The organism is Acinetobacter indicus CIP 110367, assembly GCF_000488255.1.
GTDB classification, from domain to species: domain Bacteria; phylum Pseudomonadota; class Gammaproteobacteria; order Pseudomonadales; family Moraxellaceae; genus Acinetobacter; species Acinetobacter indicus.
In genome coordinates, this window is the sequence record NZ_KI530755.1 from 281,119 (window position 1) to 305,980 (window position 24,862).

A 24,862-nucleotide genomic window follows, 5' to 3' on the forward strand; every position below is an offset into this window, starting at 1 on the left:
GGAAATACGGGAGTCTGCGATGTTTTTTGCAGTCATTACGCTTTTTCCTGAAATGTTTGAAGCGATTACACGTTTCGGTATTAGCGGGCGCGCAGCACAACGTGAGTTGATGCAAATTCATTGTATCAATCCTCGCGATTATGCTGAGGGTAACTACAAACGAGTGGATGAACGTCCATTTGGTGGTGGTCCCGGTATGGTAATGATGGCTGAGCCACTGGCAAAAGCAATCCACCGTGCCAAAGAACTTGCTCATGAAGCAGGTGCGGTCAACGTACCCGTGGTGTATATGTCACCACAAGGTCAAACCTTAAATGAACCCGCTGTACAAGAATTTGTTCAATATGACGGATTGATTTTGCTGTGTGGCCGTTATGAAGGTATCGATGAACGTTTAATCCAGAAATATGTCGATCAGGAATGGTCGATTGGAGATTACGTGTTATCGGGCGGTGAACTGCCTGCGATGGTGTTGTTGGACAGTATTATCCGGAGACTTCCGGGTGTTATGTCAGATGAACAATCTCATGTGCAAGACTCTTTTGTGGATGGTCTTTTAGACTGCCCACAATATACCAAGCCAGACCATTTTGAAGGTTTGGATGTTCCTGAAGTATTAAAGTCGGGACATCATGCGAATATTGAAAAATGGCGTTTTTTGCAGCGTTATCAGCGTACACTTGAGCGTCGACCTGAACTGGTTGAACAGGTGGAACTGACCAAGCAGCAAAAGAAATGGCTAAAAGATGAGCGAGGGTAAGTAAAGCATTGCTTTACCCGAGCGCAAGGCGAGAAGCTATGCTTCGAGCAAACTAAACTGCTTAATGTAAATTAAGTACTTAAATAGGCTCTTTATGTCTTGAAGCGGTCAAGCATAAAGGGAAAGTTAATCGGGTCTATGCGCTTTAGCCTCTAGCCCCAGTGGATCTCAGACCTCTTCTGACCCACACATATTGGAGATACCCCATGAGTGGTAAGCATCCTTTAGTTCAAGCTGTTGAAAATGCTCAGCTTAAACAAGACATCCCAGCTTTTGCACCAGGTGACACAGTAGTTGTTCAAGTAAAAGTTAAAGAAGGTGACCGTGAGCGTCTACAAGCGTTCGAAGGCGTTGTCATTGCGAAGAAAAACCGTGGTCTGAACTCTGCGTTCACCGTACGTAAAATTTCTAGCGGTGTTGGCGTTGAGCGTGTATTCCAAACTCACTCTCCAATCGTTGCTAAAATCGAAGTGAAACGTCGTGGTGACGTTCGTCGTGCTAAACTTTACTACCTACGTGAATTGTCTGGTAAAGCTGCACGTATTCGTGAAAAGTTACCAGCGCGTAAAACTGAAGCTTAATCAGTTTTATCTCGTTGAAAAAAATGCGCCCCATGGCGCATTTTTTTATGGCCGAATATTGGTTTATAAACCTTGCAGTTTGAGCCGGTTGGCATGCTGGCGATAGACCGCGACTGGGTCTGGAGCAAAAGTACCTTTTAAACCAAACAGTAAATTCACTTCATCGAGATGATTCCATGGAAAATCATCCCGAATGGTTTGCCAAATTTGGCCCTACAGACCGAGACAATGCCATCATTGGTACCGCCTTTATGGGCCGAGATTAAATCAAGGGCTTTCATAGCAGCATCACCAACATCCAGTGGATTGGTGACTTGTGTGGTCATTGAATATAAGGCAATACTCTGGTCCTGATATTTGCCTTCACCACAGGGTGTTAAGGATAAGCCCAGCTGAAAACGCTGATTAAATTCCGCGGTACCCTCAATCGAGGTACTATGACCTGCAGCTAAGGCATTATGCGGAAATCCATTGCTGTCCAGGCTTTGTGCCCACATGATCACTTTGCCAAAACTGCTGATTAGTACATTTAACAGGTCAGAGCTTCCTGTTTGATCCGCAAATTTCATTACATCGGAGGCCACCACGGTACACCCTGATTGGCACCACCGAAGGTCAGTACCGAACCCACTTGGTCAGGAATTACACTTGCTGCATAACGCACCGCATGGGCTCCATGCGAATGGCCAATCACGTTGACTTTTTTCGCTCCGCTGATGGCCATCACCTCCTGGAGCTGGGCCAGATATTGTTCACCACGGACTTCATCACTGGAGTTAAACGGCGACATCCGTGCTGCCTAGGCATTGCCGCCGTTACGCGCTAAATCCGGCAGAATCTGATACCAATAGTCCATGCCCAAGGTATCGGTACCAATGCGGTTAAATCCGACCATGCCATGTGCAAACACAATCGGATATTGGGTTTGGGCATAAACAGAGGTCACCCGTTTGCTTTCGGCTTTAATCACATGGCTGTCTTGTGCCAGTACCGTTCCACAGCACAGTACAGTTGTCATGAGGGTAAGTAAAATTTTTATTTTCATAAAGTTCCATTTTTCTTCATCATTAAAAATAAAAACCCTGCTCAAAAGAGCAGGGCAGATCATCCTTAAGTTTACAAGCCTTGCTGTTTTAAACGGTTGGCATGTTGGCGGTAGACACTGATCGGATCGGGGGCGAATACGGCTTTCAGGCCCAGAAACTGATTGACTTCATCTAAATGGTTCCAGTTATAGTCATCGCGGATGGTTTTCCCAAACTTGGCACTACAGCGAGAGACCAGACCGTCATTTTCTTTGCCGCCATCAATCAGCAAGCTGGTGATTTTCAGGGCAGAGTCCGGGTCCAGAATATTGGTGACTGTACCAATACCGGTAAAGGAATAATTCACAACCCCATTCTGTTTATAGGCACCTTCACCGCAGGCTGTGGTTGGCATCCCCAGCGGGAATTTCTGGTTAAACTTGGCCGAGCCGGCCAGGGTCAGGCTGCTGCCACTAGCAAGAGAATCATGTGGGAAGCTGTTCGGGTCCAGACCTTGCGCCCAGGTAATGGCTTTGGACACCAGATTGACTGCACCAACCAATGGCCCTTCAACCGGCGAGCCTTCTGCTTTTAAAATCAGGTCGGCCGCTGGCGAGCCTTTATTCGGTGCACCCACCGCAGTTAAAGATGCCACCTGGTCTGGCATTACCCCGGCCACATAACGAATGGTAGGCCCGCCATGCGAATGGCCAATCAGGTTAACTTTGTCGGCACCGGTCACAGCGAGAATTTCCTCGACTTGCTGTGCCAGCTGCTCGCCACGGACCTCACTGGAGTTAAATGGCGATACCCGGGTGGCCCAGACATTGCTGCCGTGGCGCGCCAGATCTGGCAGAATCTGATACCAGTAATCCAGGCCAAAATTGTCGGTCCCTAGGGTAATAAAGCCACTCATACCATGACTAAATACAATCGGATATTTGGTTTTGGCATACTGCGAGCTAATAAAAGGTGCCTTGACCTGGGTGCTGTTTGAGGCGTGCAGCTGTGTGGTACCGCTCAATACAGTGGCGGCCATACCGGCGATGAGATATCCATATTTCATTGTTAAATCCTCAGTCTTGTTATTGTGAGTACAGACCGCTTACGATCTGTACGGTGTTCAGCCTTGTCACCAAGGCAATTTAAAAGTCTAGAGCTGTTGCTGTTTCAGGCGATTGGCATGCTGACGGAACAGTGCCACCGGATCCGGGGCAAAGCGGCCGGTCAGTCCGAACATCATATTGGCCAGATCGGTATGGTTCAGGTTGTAGTTGTCCCGAATCACCTTGCCAATATGCGAGCTGCAACGTGCCACCATGCCGTCATTGTCCTTATTGCCATACGACAGCGGCCCGAGTTGCATCAGAATGGTGTCGATATCCAGCAGATTGGTGGCTTGTGCAGTGCCGGTCCAGGAGTAGTAGCGGATCCCGCGATCAACTTCAGCGCCGGCCTGATCACAGTTTGCTGCCAGTGCCGTGGTCGGGAAACGGCGGTTAAAGTCCGCAGAACCGGTTTCGGTCAGGGATTTCATCGAGGCATCAAAGTTGATGGGCATATCTGGCTGTAACTGGGCATAACTGATGAGCGGGGCAATCATATAATCACCGACCAGATTGAAGACGGTACGCAGTGCCGTACTGTTCTGAATATCATCGGCCACTTTAGAGCCGCGGAACGTGCCACCAATACCGGTGACTGAGGCCACATATTCAGGTTTGACCGCCGCCACATAACTTACAGTCGGGCCGCCATGTGAGTGGCCAATCAGATTGACCTTATTTTTGCCCGTAATGGCCAGCACATCTTCCACCTGGTGAATCAGCTGTTCACCACAAAATTCGGTCTGATGTGCTGGAGATAGCTGTGCGGCAAACACAGTGGCGCCGTGACGCGCCAGATCGGGCAAAATCTGGTACCAGTAATCCTTATTGAAAGTTTCATTGCCAATTCGCGACCAGCCAAGCCAGCCGTGGGTCATGACAATTGGATATCGGGTTTGGGCATAATGGCTGATGGCGCGTTCTTGAACCTGCAAGACGCCCGGTTCGGCCTGTACGGGTGTGCTTAAGCCAAACAGGGCCGTAGCAACTAACAGGGCTGAACCCCATGTGGTTTTTTGTTTTAAATGATGCATGATTGATCCTTCATCTCATTTTTTGTTTTATTAATGCAGTACCACCTGTCAAAAATTCCTTCTTTGTCGTGCTTTGCATAAAAATGTGATGATGTCTTCGATTTACATGGAATGATGAGTGCTCATCCCGGCAGCCTGCCTGCAAATATGTCATTTCAGGCCAAAATTTATCAAAAATTACTGTTTTTATAATGACTTAGTAATTTTAAAATCCATTTTTTAGTATAAATAAACAGTTTTCTTGAAATCGTCATTAGCCATTCGGTTATTTTTTGTAGTTGCCGATAACTGGTTGAGGACGTGCAGGTGAAATGGCAAAGATATTGATAAAAAAATAGGGGGTAGAAGCTTAGTAGAAAGATAAAAATAGACCCATCCACCAAAATAATGGATGAGTCATCTTTAGAGGATGTTATTCGGCAAAAGGCAGTTTACCGCCCTGATCGTGCACTGATTCAAAGGTATCCAGCCGCAGCTGTTCTTGCGGATTATTAAAATACTGTTGACGTAATTCTGCGACTGCCTGCTGTTTGGCGGCATCATTTAGGCCGGCACTGAGAATCTGATCGCGTTCATTTAAATATTGGATGACACGGGTTTTCCAGTGGCTGCGCTCGACATCCAGCTGTTCCAGACGCTGCGTGGCTTCAGGCCCGACCAGATTCAGGCGCATCTGGCGCAGTTCTGTACTGGAGCCACCGCGGGCTTTAATTTCTGCGGTCAGTGCTCTTAAATCTTCCAGCTTGTTGAGCTGTTCCAGATTGGCCTGCCAGTCTTCCGGTAGTTGCTCAAACAGGGCTTTTAATTTCTGGGCTTTTTCTGCTTCGGAGAGCTGTTTATTGTCCATCACGCTGAGTCGTTCCAGGGTATAGTCATGATAAACATCTTCCACCCCAAACAGACCCTCAATTTCATAGGCCGAGAAAAACTGCTGACGCAGGTTTTTCATGCTAGTAAAAATACTGCGGTAATATTGCGGACTGTCCGGATCCAGTTGCGGCGGCTGCAATTCCCCCAAACGCTCCCGATAATCCAGATAGCGCTTCCATAAATCCAGAATTTGTCCCAAGGCCGGTTCCTGATGGGTCTGGGCGATATAACGCTGAAAATCCTGACGGATCTGCTCCAGGGATTTCTCGCCGTATTGGGTAATAAAATATTCAAAACAGTTGCGGGTCTGTTCATTGACCATCAGCCGGTTGCCCGAGTCGAGCTGTAACTGGCAGTTAATTTCAGTGTCCTGCTGACTGGGACTTAAAAAGGGCAGGGTTGCAGAGCTGTTTGGACTGCTCACGGCTAGAGGCGAGGTTGCAGATGTACGCGCTGTGGGGGCCTGTGCATGACCGGGGGATGGTGGCGAATGGGGAATTAACCAGTAAATAATGCCCATCACTGCCACGGTAATCAGGCCAAACCAGAGCCATAATTTATGTTTTTGCATTCCTATGCACCTGTTTTTCCATTGTATTTATTTTAGGTTTTCGGTTTGGCCTCAATATGCCATAAAAATGACATTGTTTTATAGAAAAGTTGTAAAGCTTGTGCTCAGGTTGCTACCATGGCGCAGTTTAGAATTGTCCGATTTTTGCCATGAAAGCATCTTCTCCTAAAATTCAGCGTCGTCCTGTGCATGGCGTATTTTTATTGAATAAACCCCTGGGTATCAGCTCCAATGCTGCGCTGCAAAAGGTGCGCTGGCTGTATCGTGCGCAAAAAGCCGGACATACCGGTGCTTTAGATCCATTGGCCTCTGGTTTATTGCCAATCTGTCTGGGCGAGGCGACCAAGTTTTCGCATTTTCTTCTGGATTCGACCAAGCGTTACCAGACCACCATTCAGCTGGGACATAGTACCACCACCGGTGATGTTGAAGGTGAAGTGCTGTTAGAGGCTACGGTACCGGCATTGACTGAAGAAAAGATTTTAGCTGTCCTGGCACAATTTACTGGCGATATTCAGCAGGTGCCACCGATGTATTCAGCGCTGAAAAAAGAAGGCCGTCCCTTATACGAGCTGGCCCGTAAAGGCATTGAAATTGAACGGGATGCGCGTCCCATCAGTATTTATGCGCTGGAGCTGCTAGGGTTTACTGACAATAGTATCACCCTGGATGTGACCTGTTCCAAAGGCACCTATATTCGTGTACTCGGTGAAGATATTGCCAAGGCGCTCGGCAGCTATGGGCATCTGACCTATTTGCACCGTATTCAGACCGGGCATTTTGATCTGATCCCAAGCTATACCCTAGACTATCTGGAAAGCCTGAGTGAAGCCGAGCGTGAAGCACTGTTGCTGCCGGTTTATGCACCAATTGAGCATTTTCCACAGGTACAGGTACCAGAAGGTCGAGCTGAATATTTTTGTCACGGCATGGAAAGTAATATTGACCATGCGGCGGCAACTCAGGTATTGGTATTTGAGGGCGAGAAATGTTTGGGTCTGGCGGAAATTACCGATAAAAAACGTCTGGTACCCAAACGGGTCCTGAATCTCTAATTTTCATTTGCACTGAGGCCATAGGATTGCCCCGATATGGATATTGAAATCATCATCAGCCTCGTGATTTTTGCCTTCTGTGCCGGTGCGATTGATGCCGCAGTTGGTGGTGGTGGCCTGATCCAGATTCCGGCGATTATGGGCGCGATGCCGCAACTGGCACCGGCCACGGTGTTTGGCACCAACAAACTGGCTTCCATTTGTGGCACTGCTTCGGCGGCCTTTTCTTTTTTACGCAAAGTGCAGCTGTCCTGGAAATTGCTGGGCGTGATCGGGCTATGTGCCTTTCTCAGCTCTTTCGTTGGCGCAGCCTGCGTGTCAATGATTCCGACCGATATTTTGCGGCCCTTTGTGCTGCTGATGCTGATCGTGATTGCCATCTACACCTTCATGAAAAAGCAGTTTGGCCAGCTGCATGTGCAGCAGACTTTAAACCGCAAAATGTTGCTCCTGGCGGCGTTGGGCAGTGTGCTGATTGGTTTTTATGATGGTATTTTTGGCCCCGGCACGGGCAGCTTTTTTATTTTCTATTTTATTCGTTATTTACAGGTCGATTTTTTGCATGCCTCGGCCTTGTCGAAAATTGCCAATTTTATGACCAATCTGGCAGCGCTGAGTTTCTTTATTCCCACGGGGCATGTGCTGTTTATGGTCGGGGCGATGATGGCACTGGCTAATATTACCGGTTCTCTGGTCGGGGTACGTCTGGCCTTTAAATATGGCAGCGGCTTTATCCGGATTGTATTTCTGATCCTGGTTAGTGTGCTGATTGTACGCATGGCCTATCAGATGTTCTGGTTGTAAATCATTCTCATTATTAAAATTTCCCATACAAATTGCTGCAGGAACCGTCGCACGGGCTTGGCGTATAGTGAATGCTTAGCCTGACCTGTCTGCTTAACAATAATGATGCAACCCGTTGTCGGGTGTTTAAATTTTGGCATTTGAAAGGGTAATAACAACATGAATATTTTTGAAGCACTACGTGAAAGCCATGAAATACAGCGTGATCTGGCCGAGCGTTTAATCCAGACCTCGGGGGATACACCAGAACGCCGCGAGCTGTTTGATCAACTGAAAAATGAATTATTCGCCCATGCTGTGGCCGAAGACCGTTATTTTTATATTCCACTAATGATGACCGATTCCGGGCTGAACATTACCCGGCATGCGCTGGCAGAACATCATGAAATGGATGAGCTGCTGGAAAAACTGACCGAAACCGAATTTAGCAATCCGGGCTGGCTGGCGATTGCCAAGCAGCTGTCTGAAAAAGTGCATCATCATTTGCAGGAAGAAGAACATGGCTTTTTCCAGCAGGCTGGGAAAATTTTGGAAGAACGCCAGAAAACCGAGCTGGCCAAACAGTATTTAAGTGAATACGGCAAATATAAAGCCATTCAAAAAGACAGTCTGGTCTAAATTCAGGACTTAAAAAAGATGGCTCTCTTGGCCATCTTTTTTTATTCATCTTCTTTGATCTCTCTTTTTGCTTAAGGGCTGACAGCTTTCTTACGGCTGGCTCTTAGAGTCACGCCCACGGAAGCCAGCATCACGCAGAATAAAGCGACCCATTGCAACAGGCTGATCTGTTCACCAAGTAACACCAGACCGGTCAAGGCGGCCAGTGCCGGCGATAAACTGGACAGGGTGCCATAGCTGAGCTTGCTTAAATGCTGCAAGGCTTTCAGATCCAGTGCATACGGAATGGCGGTGGCCAAAATGGCAATAGCGATGGCTTTGCCCCAGTACTGGGTATCGACCAGGGCCGCGGCATTGTGATACAGACCAATGGGTAACAGGGTCAGCGCAGCCAGACTAATGGCAATGGTGAGGGCATGCATGCCAATATTCTGCTGTACCACGCGCTGTCCGAAATAAATATAGAGGGCCCAGCAAAAGCCGGCGCCCAGCGCACAGAGGGTACCAAAGACTGAGAAATTGTCACTGTTGGCCTGTCCCCAGGGCACCATCAGCGCAATTCCCAAAATGGCTAAAAGCACCCAGATATAATCACTACGCTGTTTAATCGAGAGCAGGGCCAGTCCCAGTGGGCCAATAAATTCCAGACCAACCGCAATCCCTTGCGGCAATTTGCCCAGCGACATATAGAACAGTACATTCATCAGACACAGGGCCGCGCTATAGCAGAGCAGATCACGCCATTTTAAAAAGGACAGCCGGGAAATAATCTTCCAGGAACGGAACATCAGGCAGATAATAATGGCGGCAAAGCACAACCGTAAAATGGTCACGGTAAGCGGATCGAGCACCTCAAACAGTTGTTTGGCAAAGGAGGCACTAATCTGGTACGAGGTCATGGACAGCACCATGAACAGCACCGACAGCAGTTGAGCATTTTGCATAAGCGCACCACCAACACCGGAAGGTGTCAGCATATTGGGGAGATGCTGCTGATTATAGCAATTTGCTTAAATTTTGATGAGTAGCCGGTCAAAATAAATTCCAGCACTACACAGCAGGAGGCTCAGTCTGGCCAGATCCACTCTACTTAACTGGACTGCTGTTTACGCTGCTGTACGGTATAGGTACAGCCAATAGAGGCGGCAATAATGGTGCTTAAGGCCAGCCATTGATTCCAGAGTAACTGTTCGCCCAAAAAGACAAAACCGGAGAGCGCGGCAATGGCCGGTTCCATGCTCATCAGTGTACCGAAACTGAGTGCGGTCAGGTTGCGAAGTGCAATCATTTCCAGACTAAAGGGCAAGGCGCTGGCCAGAACTGCCAAGGCAATAAAATAGATGAAATTGCCCGGTTCAAATACGCTAACAGGCAGGCCATCCCATAAAGCAATGGGTAATAAAATCAGGGTACCGACCAGCATACCTAAACAGACCGTATGATTCCCGGACACACCCGAGGGTTTCTGTCCGGCCACAATATATAAGGCCCAGCAGGCACCGGCGCCTAAGGCAAACAACACACCCAGACCATCGAGCGGCTGCGCGGTCTGATCAAAGGGAAATAACAGCACCAGCCCGACAATGGCGAGGCCGACCCAAATAAAATCGAATTTGCGCCGGGCATAAAACAGCGCCACGCTTAACGGCCCGATAAATTCAAATGATACCGCAATGCCCAGCGGCAGGCGGTCAATTGCCAGATAAAACAGCATATTCATACCGGCCAGTGCGGCACCATAACTGAAAATCGCTGGCCAGCGTATGGCTTTGAGCTGAATGTTCCAGAGCTGAAAAATCAGCATCAGCACCAGCGCGCTCAGCAGCAGCCGCATGGCAGAAACGGTCAGAATCGGAAACTGATCAAACAGTAGTTTGGCCATCGAGCCGCTGCTTTGCAGGCTGAGCATGGCAATCAGCAACAACAGCACAGCGCGGAGATGCGGCGCATTTTGAAGTATCGACATAACTGGAATGGGCTGGTTGGGAGAGTAGGGCGATCATCAGCAGATCAATAGCCGCTAGCATAGCATGAACAGATGACGCTTCCATGTCGTGACTGCGTAAGCGGTCAGCAGGTAAAACAAGACTCATGCACGATTTCAAAAGAACATGAAATAAGGATTGCGTATTGTTTTTAAAGCGGGAAATAAAAAACCACAGCACAAGGGCTGTGGTTTTGGGTGTCACTGTCTAATTGAAATTAGAACAGAACACGTACACGGATAGTGCCTTCAACATCATGCAGCATATCCAGTGCTTCTTGAGATGCAGTTGCATCCACATCCATCACCAGATAACCGACATCACCTTTGGTCATTAAAGATTGACCCGAAATGTTGATGCCTTGCTCAGCAAACAGGTTGTTGATTTTAGACAATACGCCTGGAATGTTTTTATGAATGTGCAGTAAACGGTGTTTACCTTCAGTCAATGGCAAGGCAATTTCAGGGAAGTTCACTGCAGACAGGGTCATACCCTTGTCAGAATAAGCCACAAATTTCTCAGCCACTTCCAGACCAATGTTGGCTTGCGCTTCCATGGTTGAACCGCCCACGTGTGGAGTCAGGATCACATTGTCCAGACCGCGCAGTGGAGAAACGAATTCTTCACCATTGGCTTTCGGCTCTTTCGGGAATACGTCAACCGCAGCACCAGCCAGATGACCTGATTTAATTGCATCTGCCAGATCTTCAATAATGACACAGGTACCACGTGCCGCATTCAGGAAGATCGCGCCTTCTTTCATTTGTGCAAACTGTTCTTTGCCCATAAAGTTACGGGTTGATGGAACGTCTGGCACGTGTAGCGATACCACGTCTGCATTGGCCAGCAATTCAGCCAAAGAACCGACCTGGCGCGCATTACCCATTGGCAGTTTGGTCACTGCATCATAATAGATCACATGCATACCCAGGCTTTCAGCAAGCACAGACAGTTGCGAACCAATTGAACCGTAACCCACAATACCTAAAGTCTTACCGCGTGTTTCAAAAGAACCCGCTGCAGATTTTTCCCAGCCACCGCGGTGACATGATGCCGATTTGGCTGGTACGCCACGAAGCAGCAGAATCAGTTCAGCAAGGACCAGTTCCGCAACAGAACGGGTATTTGAATATGGTGCATTAAATACTGGAATACCACGTACCATGGCTGCATTTAAATCGACTTGGTTGGTTCCGATACAGAAACAGCCAACCGCGATCAGCTTGTTCGCAGCTTCAAAGATTTCTTCAGTTAATTGCGTACGTGAACGAATACCAATGAAGTGTGCATCTTTGACCGCTTCTTTCAGCGCTTCACCCTCAAGCGCAGTTTTACGGTAGTCGATGTTGGTATATCCGGCAGCATTTAACGTGTCGATGGCATTTTGGTGAACGCCCTCTAACAACAGGAAACGAATTTTATCTTTAGGTAGTGAAAGATGTTGGCTCATTACGGCTCCGCTACAAAGGCCAAATTTAGTGGCAGTATCATATCATAGGAGCGGGCAGGAGATACATTCCATTTATGGCTGATCGGTCTGCTATTTCTGTAGAAAATATAAACGCAGGATTCACTTTTGTTTGAATTAACTCTGTATTTTCAAAGCTATATTATCAAAATGATGGTTTTTCTCAGGTTTTACAGAAAAATCGCTTATAATAGCCCCAGACGGCAAAAACCGGCCTCAGGCTGTTGGTTTCTTGCCCGTTTTTTATCTTTTACTGTGCTTTGGCATGACTTTAAAATGTACAGCGCCAGTCCGGATAAATCTCTTCTTGTTTAATTCTTGCCAGGTCTGCAAACGATGAATGCTCCAGTCGCTTTAACCCCAGAGTTATTGACCCAATTGACTGCAATTGTAGGTGAAAACCGTATTAAAACTGATGCGGACAGCCTCCAGAATTGGGGTCGAGATCATACCAAGCACTTTGATCCAAACCCATCCGTCATCGTTTTTCCATCGAGCACTGAGCAGGTGCAAGCGATTGTGAAACTTGCTAATCAGTTCAATGTCGCAGTGACCCCATCGGGCGGTCGTACCGGTCTTTCTGCGGGTGCGGTAGCGGCCAACGGTGAAATCGTGGTAAGCATGGACAAGATGAACCAGATTCTGGAATTCTTCCCGGCAGACCGCATGGTGCGGGTACAGGCCGGTGTGGTGACTGAACAGCTGCAAAACTATGCCGAAGAGCAAGGGATGTATTACCCGGTCGATTTCGCTTCTGCCGGTTCATCGCAAATTGGCGGTAACATCGGTACCAATGCCGGCGGCATTAAAGTCATTAAATACGGCATGACCCGTAACTGGGTGCTGGGCTTAACCGTGGTGACCGGTAAAGGTGATGTGCTGCGTTTAAACAAAGGCATGATCAAAAACGCCACCGGTTATGCACTGCAACACTTATTCATTGGTGGTGAAGGGACTTTAGGCCTAGTCACTGAAGCGGAAATCAAGCTGGAGCGTCAACCGCAAGACCTGCAAGTGATGGTGCTGGGTGTACCGGATTTTGATGCAGTGATGCCTGTGCTGCACGCTTTCCAGGCCAAAATTGATTTAACTGCGTTCGAGTTCTTTGGTGAACTGGCAATGCAGAAAGTACTGGCCAATGGTCATGTACAGCGTCCGTTTGAAACCGAATGTCCATTCTATGTATTGGTTGAATTTGAAGCGCCGTTTGAACCGATTATGGACAAGGCGATGGAAATTTTTGAGCACTGTATGGAACAGGGCTGGGTGCTGGACGGCGTACTCAGCCAAAGCCTGGATCAGGTCGAAAGCTTATGGCGTTTACGTGAAGATATTTCGGAATCGATTGCGCCGTTTATTCCATACAAAAACGATATTTCAGTGCTGATTACCCACGTGCCGGCATTTATTAAAGAAATTGATGCGATTGTGGCCGAGAACTATCCGGACTTTGAAATCTGCTGGTTCGGTCATATTGGTGACGGTAACCTGCACCTGAACATCCTGAAACCTGCCGATTTAAGCAAAGATGAATTCTTTGCCAAATGTCAGGTGGTGAACAAGTATGTGTTTGATACCGTGAAAAAATATGACGGTTCAATTTCTGCAGAGCACGGTGTTGGCATGACCAAAAAGCCATATCTGGAATACTCGCGTTCTGCTGAAGAAATCGAATATATGAAAGCCTTGAAACAGGTCTTTGACCCGAATGGGATTATGAACCCGGGTAAATTATTCGACCTGTAATCAGGCCAATAGAACGAAAAAGCGCATCTCCGGATGCGCTTTTTTTATGGCACTTATCATGTGCACTCTCGCTCAAATTACATTCTGTGCATAGTGTTAAGCGCAAAAAGCCGGCATCATTTTTACAGTGTTGAATCAGTTTGGATAGAGTTATGTTTCGTTTCGCTGCAATGGCAGGACTGGCGATTGCTGTTACAGGATGTGCCACCACCCAGAATATTGTGTCTAAAGTGACACCGTCTGCCGAAACACCGTTGGCACAGGTGTTAAAAGAGCGTCCGGATTTACGTAAACAGCTGGCGACAGTCGAGCTGCGTCAATTCTTTAATAATGTCGAATCACCGACCGCGGCCCAGGTTAAAGTGACTGAAACCGGTTTAATGGATGATTCGGTACGCTCGATTCGTACCATTTACAGTTTTAAACTGGTCAATGGCGACTGGGAAAAAGTGAAAACTGAAAAGAGCTATCAATGTCTGCGCGGCAAAAATACCAAGACTTTCCAGAAGGCTGTATGTCCTTAATCCGCTTGACTCTTTCAATGATTTTGATTGAAAAGCGTAGCTAAACCCTGCGCTTTTCTGTTTTTAAAACCGGGGATTTATACTGATTTTGTTCAGCCGCTCTAGCTGAGTGCTGCTGCCGCAAGTCCAGCATTTCCTCATCAGAAAAGTCACAGATTTTAAAAATAAACTCTGCTACACTGCGCCCATTGTTATGATTGCAGCTTGCTGATCTGGCAGGCTTTTGAGCGCTATGCAAACCACTCCAACTACAACGCTCTCCCGTGCCACCTTAATGTTTCCGCTGGCTTTGGTGCTGTTCGAATTTTCTGTCTATATCGGCAATGATCTGGTACAGCCGGCCATGCTCGCCATTACCCAGGATTTTGGCGTCAGCAGTTCCTGGGCAGCCTCTTCGATGTCGTTTTATCTGCTCGGCGGTGCCTGTGTCGCGGCCATTTTAGGCCCTTTATCGGACCGTTTAGGCCGTAAAAAAGTCCTGCTGGGTGGGGTACTGTTTTTTGTGGTGACCTGCCTGCTGATTTTATTGACCCAGAACATCGAAAGCTTTTTATTGCTGCGCTTTTTGCAGGGCTTTGGCCTGTCGGTAATAACTGCGGTGGGCTATGCCGCCATTCAGGAAAGTTTTGCCGAACGCGATGCAATTAAAGTCATGGCACTCATGGCCAATGTGTCGCTGCTGGCGCCGCTACTGGGGCCGGTGTTGGGTGCGTTTATGATCGAGCATGTGTCCTGGCACTGGGGCTTTATTGGGATTGCAGCTTTGGCGGCTTTGAGCTGGCTCGGACTGAAAGCAAAAATGCCGGAGCAGCAGCTCAGTATTCCGAAACAGCCGATTGGCTATATCTGGGATGATTTTAAACAGGTACTGAAAAACCGCCGTTTTCTGACCATGACCTTTGCCTTGCCGCTCTTAAGTATGCCGCTGATGTTATGGATTGCCTTGTCGCCGGTGATGCTGGTGGAACAGCTCGGTCTGAGCAGTCTGCAATATGGTCTGGCCCAATTTCCGGTGTTGGGCGGGCTGATTGCCGGGAATCTATTGCTGCTGAAAATCATTGACCGTTTTGCTTTGGGACAGACTGTGCTGATGGGCTTGCCACTCATGTTGGTCGGTACCTTGCTGTTAATTCTTGGTCTGCTCATACCAGACTATTTAATCTGGTGTCTGATTCTGGGTATGACTTTCATCAGCTTTGGTGAGGGCATCAGTTTTTCAATTATTTACCGTTTTGCCCTGATGTCGTCCGAAGTGTCGAAAGGGACCGTGGCCGCAACTGCCTCTGTGTTGATGATGCTGAGCTTTTTTGTGGTGATTGAACTGGTGCGCATGCTCTACAGCCATTTTGAACTGTGGGCTTATAGCCTGTCCTGTTTTGCTTTAATTGCCTTGTGGTTTGCTTATCCACGGCTAAGCTTAAAACAGATTATGCACGAACGTGCCGAAAGCGGTCAGTTTTAAGCGGGCTGATCATCTCGCATTTATCAATAGGATAATGTGGCTGAAAGGCCAAAAATAAAAGGCATCCAGCAGACAGTAATCTGGTGGATGCCTGATTCACAGATCCGTCAGAAGTTACACTTTGACCTGCGGCTGTGCCATTTTCTTCAGTTTGGCATCGAAAATAAACGGGCCAAACGGTAAAATTGAGGCAATCACACCCATTAAAAATACCTGAATTGACCATTTCTGTTTTTCACAGACCACGAACTGCACCACCAGAAAGGCAATAAACAGCACACCGTGGCCCATGCCGACGTATTTCACCAGAATTGGGTTACCCCATATATATTTCAGTGGCATGGCAATAAGCAGCAAGGCTAGAAAAGATAAACCTTCTAAAAAACCCACCACACGCAAGCTTTGGATGTTCATACTCTGCAATTTCCCCATAGATCTAGCTGCAGTGTAGCGAATATTAGCGCAGAGGGCCATGCTTTTTAGTACACAGCCTGGGTTTAAGTTTTTGTTTTTTAATATAAATCAGACTATTTTGCTTGGTTTTTGCTAAGCTGTTGATGTTGAAATAAAAGCCTGATAATCAATCTTGTAGCCTCAGATTGCTATTTAATCTAGGCATAGAAAAAGGCACTCATCGCTATGGATAAGTGCCTTAAAAATCAGAAAACTGTGGATAAGTCGGGATTTATCCGCATCAAGGTTTAGATCACGCCACAGGCAATCCGGTCACCACCACCGCCTAACGGTTTTGGCGTATCGGCATAGTTATCGCCACCGGCATGAATCATGAGCGCCAGACCTTGTACATCCTGTAATTTCAGACGCGGCGCCAGTAGGGTGACACGTGCCGTGCCATTGGCTGCCACATTCAGGACCGGTAAATCACCGAGATGGCCGCTTAATGGATTGCCGTGGTTGGGTGCCTGATTCGGATTAAAGTGACCACCTGCGGCTAGCGCAGCCTGCATTTTACCGTCTTTTTCTGCTGGGGCGCAGGAACCGTTTTCATGAATATGGAAACCATGTGGACCCGGTGGTAACTGGGTCAGATTGGTACGGATGACCAGACCCGCAGCACTATCGGTCAGTTGAACTTCACCGAGCTGGGCGCCAATGCCTTGGGCAGAGACCGCATTAACGGCAACGTTTTTACTGGCACCAATCATAGGATCGGGTGTGGTGGTACAGCCGACTCCGATCAGCGCGGTAAACGCACATAAAGCACCAAGTTTAAAAAGTGGGGTCATGGTTTGCATCCTGTCTTATTCGAATATGTGGCTTCATTCAAACAAGGCTCAGGAGGCAACACAATGCTGTTTGCGTACAGGCGTGTATAAGTTTCTTAATGAAATTTAGCCTTTTGGTGCAGCCGGTCCCTGATCATCGGGCAGGTCATAGGCCATGGTGGTTTTTGGCATCATCATGGCTTCGGCTTCATTGGTTTCATGCAGCCATTCACGCCAGATTGCCAGCAAGACCGCCAGAATCACCGGGCCAATAAACAGGCCAATCAGGCCAAAGCTGGCAATACCGCCCAGAACCCCGAACATGATCAGCAGGAATGGAATCTGGGTGGCGCCGGAAATCACCAGCGGACGAATCACGTTATCTGCGGTACTGACCACACACACGCCCCAGGCCATCACGCCAATTGCTTCAATGGTTTGCCCCTGCGAGAACAGCCACAGCGCCACCGAGCCATAGGCCAGCGGTGGGCCAAACGGAATCAGGGCAAACAGGAAAGTGACAATGGTCAATACCATCGGGTTTGGCACCCCGGCCACAAAGTAGCTGACCCCGGCCAAAAGTGCCTGGGCAATTGCAGTCAAGCCAACCCCGTAAACCACCGCACGGGTGGTTTCAGAAATGGTATCTAAATAATGGTGTACACGTGGTCCGATCACCATTTCCAGCGCTTTACTGACCTGATTTAAAATGGTCTGGCCATCACGATAGAAGAAGAACAGCGACAGCATGGCAAAGCCGAGTTTAATTAAATTGCGGCTAATTTCACTGAGCAGGAAACGGCCATAATTCAGATGGCCCTGAATCCAGACTGAAATCGAATTAATGATACTGTTCGGATCTTCATTAATTTCACGTAAGGAACGGCTAATTTCTTTACCGACAAAGGGCAGATCGCGGATAAAATCCGGCACATTCAAATGTCCGGAAAAGACCTGTTTCTGTAATTCGTAATACAGGTTACGACCTTCATGCTGCAAGATAAAAATGGCAAAGGTCAATGGAATACCGACCACCAGCGTCACCAGAATCATCATAATTGTGGCGCTTAAGGTCGGCCGCGGACCGCACATACGCTGTACCGACTGATACAGCGGCCAGGTCATATAGGCAATAATAGTGGCCCAAACTACAGGAACAATAAAGTATTTGAGGACATGAAAGCTCAAAAAAATCAGGACAAAAAATAGTCCAAATAGCAAGACTTTTTGTAAAGTGGGCGCGTATTGTTGCACTGAGTTCACTGGCTCATTCCTAAGGTCTTGAAGCATATTAACTGAAAACCCAGCGCTCGCAAATGAACGCTGCGTAAGTTCTGTTAAATATTGAAGCGGGAATGGAAAGGCAAAAGCCGTTTAATCGCTTAGGCGCTTAGAACCATTGGGCCGGATCATCAATAATCGCATTCAGGACAGGTTGCCACTGATTTTGAATGGTCAGGTAATTTTTCTGGGTTTTATCAAATACGCTTAAGCCCTGCATCGCCAGTTGACCATAGGCAGCACGTTCAGAAATCCAGGCCACCGGTTCCTGTTCAATTTTTTCAAAGAAATCACGAATTTCTTTGGAGCTGGCACTGTTGGTCTTGACCCGGTTGGCTAGCAGTAAAATCTGAACCTTGCCTTTACGAATCCGTTTAATTTCCTGCAAATGCTTTAAAAAGCGGCGGGTTGAATCAATATCGAAGAAGGAAGGCTGCAGCGGGGTAATAATCGCATGCGCTTCACTAATCAGCTGCTCGGCCTGATCACCAGATAATGCCCCCGGCGCATCAATAATCAGGTATTCGATATTTTTAGGCGCATCACCGACCGATTTTTCATGACGCCAGTCCAGACTCTGAATGGGAGCGGCGCTTTCTGGACGCTGTTTTAACCATTGTCGTGCAGATTTCTGGTTATCGGCATCGAACAGGGCGACTTTATATCCTTTTTGGGCTAAGGCGGAAGCTAAACTGATGGCGGTAATGGTTTTTCCACATCCACCTTTTTGATTGGCGACTAAGATTGTTTTCATGACCCTACTAAAGATTTTATTCTGCTCATCCCTAGCATATCATTGTTTGATGTGCTGGAGATGACCGTTGACAAAAGTCGTAGCGCTGCTTGCAAATTTTAAAAAATCAGGAAAACCCCATGTCGATATGGATGGCAATGCTTATAGGCGCTGCAATAGGAGTGGTGCTGACCACCATCATTTTAAGTCATAGCCGCAATGGCCGGATTAAGGCCGAATATGAACAGTATATTGCCGAGCTGGAGCTGGAACATCAGCAGGCACTGGCGCAGGCCCAAAAGCGCAGCGTCAATACCAGCCGTGCGGTGCTCAAAGGCAAAATGGCCGAGCAGATGGCACCGATTATGCCGCAATTTGAATACTTGCCCAGCGATGCCAAATTTCTGGGCGATCCGGTCGATTATATTGTGTTTGATGGCTATACCGATTTTCGGGATGGCGATGGTCGGGCTGAGGATATTCAGGTGGTGTTAATTGATATTAAAAGTGGCGGCGCACGTCTAACCAAAGGCCAGCAGGCCATTGCCGAAGCCATTCAGCAAGGGCGACTGCGTTTTGAAACCATCCGTATTGATTTTGAGGATTAACCTTTTTTGATGACTGAACTTTCTTGTGAATAAAATACTGCTCAGCCTGGTGGGACTAGCCCTGATGATCTGGCTGTGGTCGGAATATTTTCGTGCCATCCCGCATCTACAGCAGTCGGGGGTGTTAAAGAACTTTGCGCTGGAAACTGAAGGGGGTTTTTCCGGGCAGTATCAGGTCGTGGCAAAACGCTACTACAGTCCGGACCGGCGGGTGATTCATCCGGCTGCACCGGTGGTGGGACATTTTAATGATCTGGCCTATATCAGCAATATTGATCTGCTGTTGGCCAAAGAAGATTTTAGCGCATCAGGCCAGGCCCAAACGGTCGATTTTGAACAAGCATAAAGAGCGCATTCTCACTCTTTTAAGGGCGAGTTAGCTCTTTTTTAGTGACTTGGATTTTTTTGCATTTTTTTCAGAAGTTGGTGTTCTTTGGTTTTCGATATGCTTTTTAACAACTTCTAAACTTGCACCACCACAAGATACAACGCAATAACTAGGCGACCAAAAGTGGTTGCCCCATAATTTTCCCTTAATTTCATCCCAATAAGATCGTCTTAAAACATAAGAGCTTTTGCCCTTTAGTTTACCCACTAAATTAGACACTGAATGTTTAGGGTGAACACTTACAAGCATGTGAATATGATCATCCTCGCCATTAAACTCAATGAGTTCACAATTCATTTGCAAGCAAGTTTCTTTCATAATCTCATTTAAAGAAGTAAGCATTTCCATTGTTAATACATCTCTTCGGTATTTCGTAACAAATACTAAATGAACAATATTGTTAAAAACACATGATCTACCTGTTCTCCACTCGTACATATTAACCACACACTAGATTTACATTGATCTTATTTTAAGCTAAAATAAGCGTATTCACTAGAGGTTTTTAATTGCTAACAGGCATCAGGTTAAGGGTGTATCCAACTGAACATCAAAAGCTGATTTTAAGTCAGTGGATGGGTTGTGCTCGTTTTATTTGGAATGCCAAATGTGATGAAGATAAATACTATCGTGGTTTTGCTCGCAAATTCACACCATACAATCACTATTATGAAACCCAAGATCAGAAATATTCTCACTTTAAATCGAATGAATTAAGCTCTTGGCTTGCAAACTGTCCTAGCACCATTCAAAAGAACTCAACCGTTAATTGGTACAACACACTCAAAAAATCCATTAAGGGTGTGTGTGGGCGACCAAAACGTAAAAAGAAGACAGATAAAGGTTCGATTCATTTAACCTCTGATTTATTCGAGTTTCGCACGGAAAGAAATAAGCGCAAGCTATATATCGGTGGTAAAAAATTTAATATAGGCTCATTAAGTTTTAAGGCTCATGCTAACTTTAAAGAACCGAAATCCCTTTATATTCGCAAAGAGCGTGGTCAATATTTCGTTTCTTTCTGCTATGAAGATGGTGTTGAGATTCAAGAGTTTGACGGTAAGAAATTCGATGCTAAAAAATACGCCAAAAGACAGTTAGATCATTTGCAGGGCATGGACGAAGAACAACTACAAAAAATAGTGGTTGGTATAGATCGTGGTGTCACCATTCCTGTTCATGCAGGCTATGAAGAATTCGATTTTTCTAAAGAACAAAAGAATCACATGAGTAAAGCAGATCGCTACATTAAGCGACTGCAAAGAAAACTTGCTCGACAAATCAAAGGCTCAAACCGAAGAGCTAAGACCAAACATCGAATTGCGGTGCATCACTCTAAGAAAGCCAATATTCGCAAGGACTTTGCTCATAAGACAAGTCGTAGTTTAGCTAATGGATTCGGTCAGGTATTTATTTTTGAGAAACTAAATACCAAACAGATGACCAAAAAGCCTAACCCTAAGAAAGATAAATTCGGACGTTTTATTCCAAATAAGACTAAAGCTAAAGCAGGGTTAAACAAAGCTATTCTCAATGTAGGATGGCACAGAATTTCAGAATTCTTAACGTATAAATCAGTCAAATTAGGTAAGGCTGTATTTACGGTTCATGCTTCTTACACAAGTCAGGAGTGCGCTTCATGCGGTCACACTCACCCCGACAATCGCAAAAGCCAAGACAGGTTTAAGTGCGTGAGTTGTGGACATGCTGATAATGCAGATCACAATGCATCAATTGTTATTAAGAACAGAGCGATTAATTTAATTTTAGACTGTGGAACACAGTTGGATGGTAATTATTTATCATCTAGTGGGCGTGGAGGTGTTCGTAAGACGACTAGAGGTGTCAAAGCTTCTTTTCGCAGTACCGTAGAAGCGTCAAAAGAGATGTGTGCGACTTAGGTTGCACTACGGAAACTCGGTTGATTTAGCTCCGAGTAGTTCATTATATAAATTTTCAGGATGCAGTACATGCTCGACCAGATGCAGGCAACCACCCGGTTTCAGTACCCGATAAATTTCGGCCAGACACTGTTCAATCTGTTGCACGCTGCATAAGGTCCAGGTTGATACCACATGATCCAGACGATTATCGGCAAAATCCAGCTGCTTAGCTTTGCCAGCCAGATGCTCCACCAGAATGGCACTGTCACGAATCCGTGTTTCGGCCAGCTGGAAAATCTCTAGGTTTGGCTCTAACGCATAGACCACATCGACATTTTGGTAAAAGGGTAAATTCAGTCCGGTGCCAAAGCCAATCTCCAGTACCTCACCCTCAATTGGCAGCAGCAATTCACGGCGTAAATCCATCAGGCTCGGCGTCTGCATCACCTGATTCAGCAGGTGTGGGAAAATATGCTGTTGATAGAATTTATAAAGCATTGAAATCACATATTTTTATTTAATCTATGTTTATTTTAACTGAGCCGCGCAGGCAAAGACAAAAATGAGACCAAAGGTAACTATTTTCTTACCATTTCTTTATTTTCTGCTGATCAACATCGATTAACATCAAAGATATATCTGTTCTGACTGAAGGATCTGAGAATCTCATGAAGCTGCGCTTTGGACTTATTTCGCTTATGACGGCCGCCCTATTACAGACCAGTGCCATGGCATCGGTCGACTATAATATTGCCAAAGGGTTAGCGCCGGCATCTGCCGATCAGTCGATTTCGGTCTTGCAGTCCTTTCGTGGTGATTTCCGGATTTTAGGTTCAAAAACCTATACCGATGATGAACAGGCCAAGTTTTCTCCGATTGATTATGCCGTGAGCTGGGGCCTGTTTGCAGAGCCGGAAATTGCCCGGCATATTACGGTAAATCAGTACGACCGCTATTTAAACTGGAAGATGGATCGTTTGCCGGTGCCGGCAGAGCAGGCCATGCAGATGGTTTCCAATATGCACATCATTCCAGCCAATCCGAACATTGCCAAACAGATCAAGCAGGTCAAACGTGGTGATCTGGTGCGTTTAAGCGGGGAACTGGTGGAAGTTAAAGACAAAGATATGGTCTGGACGTCATCACTCACCCCGACCGATACCGGCGATGGTGCCTGTGAAGTGTTTCGGGTCAGTTCAATCCAGTGGATTGAAAAAGTAAAACGCAGTTAATATGGCCTGATGGGTAAAATGTAGCGGCAGGGGAATGTCGATGAATCATAGGTGGATGAATCATAGGTGGATGAATCATAGCAAGACGCTCATTCTCTGTAGCTGGCTGGGGCTGTTGACCCTCAGCGGTTGTGGCAGCGTCAGCACCCCGGTCGATGGTACTCATGTTTATCATGCCGATCAGCAATGTCCGGCACTGTTAAATTTAAAGATCGGGGAAACCCTGGAATTGCGTCTGGCAGAGAATCCGGCCACCGGCTATCACTGGTCGGTGATGCAACATCCGTCCATCTTTAAGCTGGAAACCTTGTATCTACAGGCGGATGCAGAAAATACTCAGCATGACTCCGCGCAGTTAAATGCGGCTGGAGAAAAAACTTTCCGTTTTCGTGCGGTTCAGGTCGGTGAAGGACTGATTCATTTAAAACAGGCCAGGGCGGGAGAACCGCTTCCCTTGGCAGAATGGAAATGCCGGGTGCGCGTGGCTTAAGACCTGAACATCAGACATAAAAAAACCTCTGTTTTAGAGGTTTTTCGTTTTAAAGGCTTATTTGGCCGTTAGCGCTTCGCCTTCAAACTGTACACCAGCCCAACCTTGCTGCATAAACTGGCGGATATTCTGGTGATCAGTGGCTTCAGGCGTAGCCAGTACCGCCGCATAGTGTTCAGCAAACAGGCTTAAGGTTTGCGCGTGGTCTAAGCCATTTAATTTGGCAAAACTCAGTACTTTGGCGCTGCCCTGGTTTTCGGTGGCGGCATTGTGTTGCTGGCCATTGCTAAACGCAGTTGGCGTGTGGGTATAACGTGCATCAATATAGGCAATCACATCGGCAAAGTTCGCTTTGCCTGCATGCAGCTGGGCCAATAAATCTTGAGCCATCATGTTCTCAGTCCATAGAAAAAATTGGTAAAAGCCCTGCGACAATAGCATGTTTTTTCGCAGGGGTTTAGCCTATTACGGCCTCAATTTTTGCACCCATTAGATGAAAAAATCTGCGCTTTGGCCCAACTTGTGGATAAAATGGCAGTTATACACATGGAGATAAACACAACATGAATTGGCTTTGGGTGGCATTGGGTGGAGCAATCGGGGCGAGTCTGCGCTATGGCCTGAGTTTGTGGCTATTTAAGCCCGGTGTGTTATTTCCTTGGCCGACCTGGTCGGTGAATCTGCTCGGCTGTTTTGCTGCCGGAATATTCTTTGCCTTCAGCCAAAAGTTCCCGGTACTACAACAGGAGCTTCGACTGTTTCTAATGGTGGGTATTTTAGGCGGCTTTACCACCTTTTCCAGTTTTGGGCTGGAAACCTTTCAATTGCTGAAACAGGGACACGCCAGCGTGGCGTTAATGTATGTGATCTCAAGTGTGATTTTGGGTGTGCTCTGTCTGGCGGTGGGTTTTTATCTGTTTCAGGTGCTATTAAATACGAAATAAAAAACAGGAAAATCAACTGCATAAAATAAAAAAATGAAGCCTAGCTGGAGATAAAGGTCTAGACTTCATAAAGGATGTGTATGCCAATTTTTTTCTACTGCGCGGCTTAGTCCTTGCTGCGTTTAAAACGGGCAAAGCGTTTATTGAAGCTGGCGACACGGCCTTCATTGCTGGCCTGACGCTGCTCACCGGTATAAAACGGATGCGAAGCACTGGAAATATCTAAAGTCATATAGGGATAGATTTTGCCCTGATATTCCTTGGTCTGCTGCGGCTTCAGGGTGCTGCCAATAATAAAATAGGCATCGGCATTGGTGTCGTGAAACAGCACTTCCTGATATTCGGGATGGATCTCTGGACGCATAACAATTCCTCATGTTTGTTGAATTGTGTAATGTTATAACGTAACAAATAAAAAGTAAAGTCAGCCCGAATGGGTCATTCGGGCTCAGTGTGGTTTTTAATATA

General features: G+C 46.8%; 27 protein-coding genes and 2 pseudogenes. 14 read left to right on the top strand and 15 right to left on the bottom strand.

The annotated features are described in order from the left end of the window. Positions 1-19 precede the first annotated feature (19 nt). A complete protein-coding gene (trmD, locus tag P253_RS09900; RefSeq protein WP_016658482.1) occupies positions 20-760 on the top strand; it encodes a tRNA (guanosine(37)-N1)-methyltransferase TrmD in 741 nt (246 codons plus the stop codon). A gap of 206 nt (positions 761-966) precedes the next feature. Next, the gene (gene rplS / locus P253_RS09905; RefSeq protein WP_003792460.1) at positions 967-1,341 is read left to right on the top strand and encodes a 50S ribosomal protein L19; all 375 of its coding nucleotides are present in this window, start codon (positions 967-969) and stop codon (positions 1,339-1,341) included. A gap of 63 nt (positions 1,342-1,404) precedes the next feature. On the opposite strand, the pseudogene P253_RS15900 reads toward rplS, so the two are convergent. The 4 genes and pseudogenes from P253_RS15900 to P253_RS09925 form a co-directional block, all read right to left on the bottom strand. After that, a pseudogene (locus P253_RS15900) lies at positions 1,405-2,386 on the bottom strand (esterase/lipase family protein). Positions 2,387-2,457: 71 nt separating this feature from the next. Beyond that, the gene (locus P253_RS09915; protein ID WP_016658486.1) at positions 2,458-3,432 is read right to left on the bottom strand and encodes a lipase family alpha/beta hydrolase; all 975 of its coding nucleotides are present in this window, start codon (positions 3,430-3,432) and stop codon (positions 2,458-2,460) included. 87 nt (positions 3,433-3,519) lie between these two features. Next, the gene (locus P253_RS09920) at positions 3,520-4,506 is read right to left on the bottom strand and encodes an esterase/lipase family protein (protein WP_016658487.1); all 987 of its coding nucleotides are present in this window, start codon (positions 4,504-4,506) and stop codon (positions 3,520-3,522) included. A gap of 412 nt (positions 4,507-4,918) precedes the next feature. Then, entirely contained in the window at positions 4,919-5,947 is a 1,029-nt protein-coding gene (locus P253_RS09925) for a lipase secretion chaperone (RefSeq protein ID WP_016658488.1), read from the bottom strand. A gap of 149 nt (positions 5,948-6,096) precedes the next feature. Here P253_RS09925 and truB point away from each other — a divergent pair, with 149 nt between their 5' ends. From truB to P253_RS09945, 3 genes are all read left to right on the top strand, one after another. Beyond that, entirely contained in the window at positions 6,097-7,002 is a 906-nt protein-coding gene (gene truB, locus P253_RS09930; protein WP_016658489.1) for a tRNA pseudouridine(55) synthase TruB, read from the top strand. Between the two features lie 36 nt (positions 7,003-7,038). Further along, positions 7,039-7,806, top strand: a complete 768-nt coding sequence (locus P253_RS09935) for a sulfite exporter TauE/SafE family protein (protein ID WP_016658490.1) — start codon at positions 7,039-7,041, stop codon at positions 7,804-7,806. A 159-nt stretch (positions 7,807-7,965) separates the two neighbouring features. Continuing rightward, entirely contained in the window at positions 7,966-8,424 is a 459-nt protein-coding gene (locus P253_RS09945; RefSeq protein WP_005180403.1) for a hemerythrin domain-containing protein, read from the top strand. A 71-nt stretch (positions 8,425-8,495) separates the two neighbouring features. On the opposite strand, the gene P253_RS09950 is transcribed toward P253_RS09945, so the two are convergent. From P253_RS09950 to serA, 3 genes are all read right to left on the bottom strand, one after another. Next, positions 8,496-9,368, bottom strand: coding sequence for an EamA family transporter (locus tag P253_RS09950; protein WP_035363445.1), 873 nt, complete (start codon positions 9,366-9,368; stop codon positions 8,496-8,498). A gap of 146 nt (positions 9,369-9,514) precedes the next feature. Beyond that, positions 9,515-10,390, bottom strand: a complete 876-nt coding sequence (locus P253_RS09955; RefSeq protein WP_016658492.1) for an EamA family transporter — start codon at positions 10,388-10,390, stop codon at positions 9,515-9,517. A 236-nt stretch (positions 10,391-10,626) separates the two neighbouring features. Continuing rightward, positions 10,627-11,859 carry a phosphoglycerate dehydrogenase gene (gene serA, locus P253_RS09960; RefSeq protein WP_005180397.1) on the bottom strand — a complete coding sequence of 411 codons (1,233 nt, stop codon included), beginning with the start codon at positions 11,857-11,859 and terminating at the stop codon, positions 10,627-10,629. Between the two features lie 354 nt (positions 11,860-12,213). On the opposite strand from serA, the gene P253_RS09965 reads away from it, so the two are divergent. The 3 genes from P253_RS09965 (at position 12,214) to craA (ending at position 15,609) form a co-directional block, all read left to right on the top strand. Further along, the gene (locus tag P253_RS09965; RefSeq protein ID WP_016658493.1) at positions 12,214-13,623 is read left to right on the top strand and encodes an FAD-binding oxidoreductase; all 1,410 of its coding nucleotides are present in this window, start codon (positions 12,214-12,216) and stop codon (positions 13,621-13,623) included. A gap of 152 nt (positions 13,624-13,775) precedes the next feature. Further along, positions 13,776-14,147, top strand: coding sequence for a hypothetical protein (locus P253_RS09970; RefSeq protein ID WP_016658494.1), 372 nt, complete (start codon positions 13,776-13,778; stop codon positions 14,145-14,147). 232 nt (positions 14,148-14,379) lie between these two features. Further along, positions 14,380-15,609 (top strand): chloramphenicol efflux MFS transporter CraA, encoded by a 1,230-nt coding sequence (craA, locus tag P253_RS09975; RefSeq protein ID WP_016658495.1) that lies wholly within the window; start codon positions 14,380-14,382, stop codon positions 15,607-15,609. A 114-nt stretch (positions 15,610-15,723) separates the two neighbouring features. On the opposite strand, the gene P253_RS09980 is transcribed toward craA, so the two are convergent. From P253_RS09980 to P253_RS09995, 4 genes are all read right to left on the bottom strand, one after another. Further along, positions 15,724-16,023, bottom strand: coding sequence for a DUF3817 domain-containing protein (locus tag P253_RS09980; RefSeq protein ID WP_016658496.1), 300 nt, complete (start codon positions 16,021-16,023; stop codon positions 15,724-15,726). Positions 16,024-16,310: 287 nt separating this feature from the next. Then, entirely contained in the window at positions 16,311-16,856 is a 546-nt protein-coding gene (gene sodC / locus P253_RS09985) for a superoxide dismutase family protein (RefSeq protein WP_016658497.1), read from the bottom strand. A 105-nt stretch (positions 16,857-16,961) separates the two neighbouring features. Further along, positions 16,962-18,089: an AI-2E family transporter gene (locus P253_RS09990; protein WP_162182848.1), complete on the bottom strand. Its 1,128-nt coding sequence runs from the start codon at positions 18,087-18,089 to the stop codon at positions 16,962-16,964. Between the two features lie 136 nt (positions 18,090-18,225). Next, entirely contained in the window at positions 18,226-18,870 is a 645-nt protein-coding gene (locus tag P253_RS09995) for a ParA family protein (protein WP_016658498.1), read from the bottom strand. A gap of 119 nt (positions 18,871-18,989) precedes the next feature. On the opposite strand from P253_RS09995, the gene P253_RS10000 reads away from it, so the two are divergent. Together P253_RS10000 and P253_RS10005 are read left to right on the top strand one after the other, a co-directional pair. Continuing rightward, on the top strand, positions 18,990-19,457 hold the full coding sequence (locus tag P253_RS10000) for a Holliday junction resolvase-like protein (protein ID WP_005180383.1): 468 nt from the start codon (positions 18,990-18,992) through the stop codon (positions 19,455-19,457). Between the two features lie 25 nt (positions 19,458-19,482). Continuing rightward, on the top strand, positions 19,483-19,803 hold the full coding sequence (locus P253_RS10005; RefSeq protein ID WP_174428841.1) for a hypothetical protein: 321 nt from the start codon (positions 19,483-19,485) through the stop codon (positions 19,801-19,803). 30 nt (positions 19,804-19,833) lie between these two features. Here the strand turns inward: P253_RS10005 and tnpA are convergent, their stop codons facing one another. Then, entirely contained in the window at positions 19,834-20,283 is a 450-nt protein-coding gene (tnpA, locus tag P253_RS10010; protein ID WP_171066692.1) for an IS200/IS605 family transposase, read from the bottom strand. A 71-nt stretch (positions 20,284-20,354) separates the two neighbouring features. Between tnpA and P253_RS10015 the strand changes: the two genes are divergently transcribed. Then, the gene (locus tag P253_RS10015; protein WP_023274419.1) at positions 20,355-21,746 is read left to right on the top strand and encodes an RNA-guided endonuclease InsQ/TnpB family protein; all 1,392 of its coding nucleotides are present in this window, start codon (positions 20,355-20,357) and stop codon (positions 21,744-21,746) included. A gap of 48 nt (positions 21,747-21,794) precedes the next feature. On the opposite strand, the pseudogene P253_RS10020 reads toward P253_RS10015, so the two are convergent. Next, positions 21,795-22,226, bottom strand: a pseudogene (locus P253_RS10020) (class I SAM-dependent methyltransferase); the annotation flags it as partial. 200 nt (positions 22,227-22,426) lie between these two features. Here P253_RS10020 and P253_RS10025 point away from each other — a divergent pair. Both P253_RS10025 and P253_RS10030 read left to right on the top strand, forming a co-directional pair. Next, positions 22,427-22,960: a hypothetical protein gene (locus tag P253_RS10025; protein WP_370459245.1), complete on the top strand. Its 534-nt coding sequence runs from the start codon at positions 22,427-22,429 to the stop codon at positions 22,958-22,960. Between the two features lie 70 nt (positions 22,961-23,030). After that, complete coding sequence (locus P253_RS10030) at positions 23,031-23,450, top strand: protease inhibitor I42 family protein (RefSeq protein WP_035363407.1); 420 nt, start codon at positions 23,031-23,033, stop codon at positions 23,448-23,450. Between the two features lie 57 nt (positions 23,451-23,507). Here the strand turns inward: P253_RS10030 and P253_RS10035 are convergent, their stop codons facing one another. Continuing rightward, the gene (locus P253_RS10035; protein ID WP_035363454.1) at positions 23,508-23,840 is read right to left on the bottom strand and encodes a HopJ type III effector protein; all 333 of its coding nucleotides are present in this window, start codon (positions 23,838-23,840) and stop codon (positions 23,508-23,510) included. A 173-nt stretch (positions 23,841-24,013) separates the two neighbouring features. On the opposite strand from P253_RS10035, the gene crcB reads away from it, so the two are divergent. Continuing rightward, positions 24,014-24,394 carry a fluoride efflux transporter CrcB gene (gene crcB, locus P253_RS10040; RefSeq protein WP_016658506.1) on the top strand — a complete coding sequence of 127 codons (381 nt, stop codon included), beginning with the start codon at positions 24,014-24,016 and terminating at the stop codon, positions 24,392-24,394. Between the two features lie 106 nt (positions 24,395-24,500). On the opposite strand, the gene P253_RS10045 is transcribed toward crcB, so the two are convergent. Then, complete coding sequence (locus P253_RS10045) at positions 24,501-24,758, bottom strand: type B 50S ribosomal protein L31 (protein WP_016658507.1); 258 nt, start codon at positions 24,756-24,758, stop codon at positions 24,501-24,503. Between the last annotated feature and the right edge of the window lie 104 nt (positions 24,759-24,862).

Bases quoted from the DNA above. Each gene is read 5' to 3' on its own strand.
- P253_RS10030 (WP_035363407.1), top strand. From the start codon at position 23,031: ATGAATCATAGCAAGACGCTCATTCTCTGTAGCTGGCTGGGGCTGTTG.
- tnpA (WP_171066692.1), bottom strand. From the start codon at position 20,283: ATGTACGAGTGGAGAACAGGTAGATCATGTGTTTTTAACAATATTGTT.
- P253_RS09915 (WP_016658486.1), bottom strand. From the start codon at position 3,432: ATGAAATATGGATATCTCATCGCCGGTATGGCCGCCACTGTATTGAGC.
- P253_RS09925 (WP_016658488.1), bottom strand. From the start codon at position 5,947: ATGCAAAAACATAAATTATGGCTCTGGTTTGGCCTGATTACCGTGGCA.
- P253_RS09965 (WP_016658493.1), top strand. From the start codon at position 12,214: ATGAATGCTCCAGTCGCTTTAACCCCAGAGTTATTGACCCAATTGACT.
- truB (WP_016658489.1), top strand. From the start codon at position 6,097: ATGAAAGCATCTTCTCCTAAAATTCAGCGTCGTCCTGTGCATGGCGTA.
- P253_RS09995 (WP_016658498.1), bottom strand. From the start codon at position 18,870: ATGAAAACAATCTTAGTCGCCAATCAAAAAGGTGGATGTGGAAAAACC.
- crcB (WP_016658506.1), top strand. From the start codon at position 24,014: ATGAATTGGCTTTGGGTGGCATTGGGTGGAGCAATCGGGGCGAGTCTG.
- craA (WP_016658495.1), top strand. From the start codon at position 14,380: ATGCAAACCACTCCAACTACAACGCTCTCCCGTGCCACCTTAATGTTT.
- P253_RS09920 (WP_016658487.1), bottom strand. From the start codon at position 4,506: ATGCATCATTTAAAACAAAAAACCACATGGGGTTCAGCCCTGTTAGTT.
- P253_RS10025 (WP_370459245.1), top strand. From the start codon at position 22,427: ATGACGGCCGCCCTATTACAGACCAGTGCCATGGCATCGGTCGACTAT.
- P253_RS09945 (WP_005180403.1), top strand. From the start codon at position 7,966: ATGAATATTTTTGAAGCACTACGTGAAAGCCATGAAATACAGCGTGAT.
- trmD (WP_016658482.1), top strand. From the start codon at position 20: ATGTTTTTTGCAGTCATTACGCTTTTTCCTGAAATGTTTGAAGCGATT.
- serA (WP_005180397.1), bottom strand. From the start codon at position 11,859: ATGAGCCAACATCTTTCACTACCTAAAGATAAAATTCGTTTCCTGTTG.
- P253_RS09980 (WP_016658496.1), bottom strand. From the start codon at position 16,023: ATGAACATCCAAAGCTTGCGTGTGGTGGGTTTTTTAGAAGGTTTATCT.
- P253_RS09950 (WP_035363445.1), bottom strand. From the start codon at position 9,368: ATGCAAAATGCTCAACTGCTGTCGGTGCTGTTCATGGTGCTGTCCATG.
- P253_RS10045 (WP_016658507.1), bottom strand. From the start codon at position 24,758: ATGCGTCCAGAGATCCATCCCGAATATCAGGAAGTGCTGTTTCACGAC.
- P253_RS09970 (WP_016658494.1), top strand. From the start codon at position 13,776: ATGTTTCGTTTCGCTGCAATGGCAGGACTGGCGATTGCTGTTACAGGA.
- P253_RS10035 (WP_035363454.1), bottom strand. From the start codon at position 23,840: ATGGCTCAAGATTTATTGGCCCAGCTGCATGCAGGCAAAGCGAACTTT.
- rplS (WP_003792460.1), top strand. From the start codon at position 967: ATGAGTGGTAAGCATCCTTTAGTTCAAGCTGTTGAAAATGCTCAGCTT.
- sodC (WP_016658497.1), bottom strand. From the start codon at position 16,856: ATGACCCCACTTTTTAAACTTGGTGCTTTATGTGCGTTTACCGCGCTG.
- P253_RS10000 (WP_005180383.1), top strand. From the start codon at position 18,990: ATGTCGATATGGATGGCAATGCTTATAGGCGCTGCAATAGGAGTGGTG.
- P253_RS09955 (WP_016658492.1), bottom strand. From the start codon at position 10,390: ATGTCGATACTTCAAAATGCGCCGCATCTCCGCGCTGTGCTGTTGTTG.
- P253_RS09935 (WP_016658490.1), top strand. From the start codon at position 7,039: ATGGATATTGAAATCATCATCAGCCTCGTGATTTTTGCCTTCTGTGCC.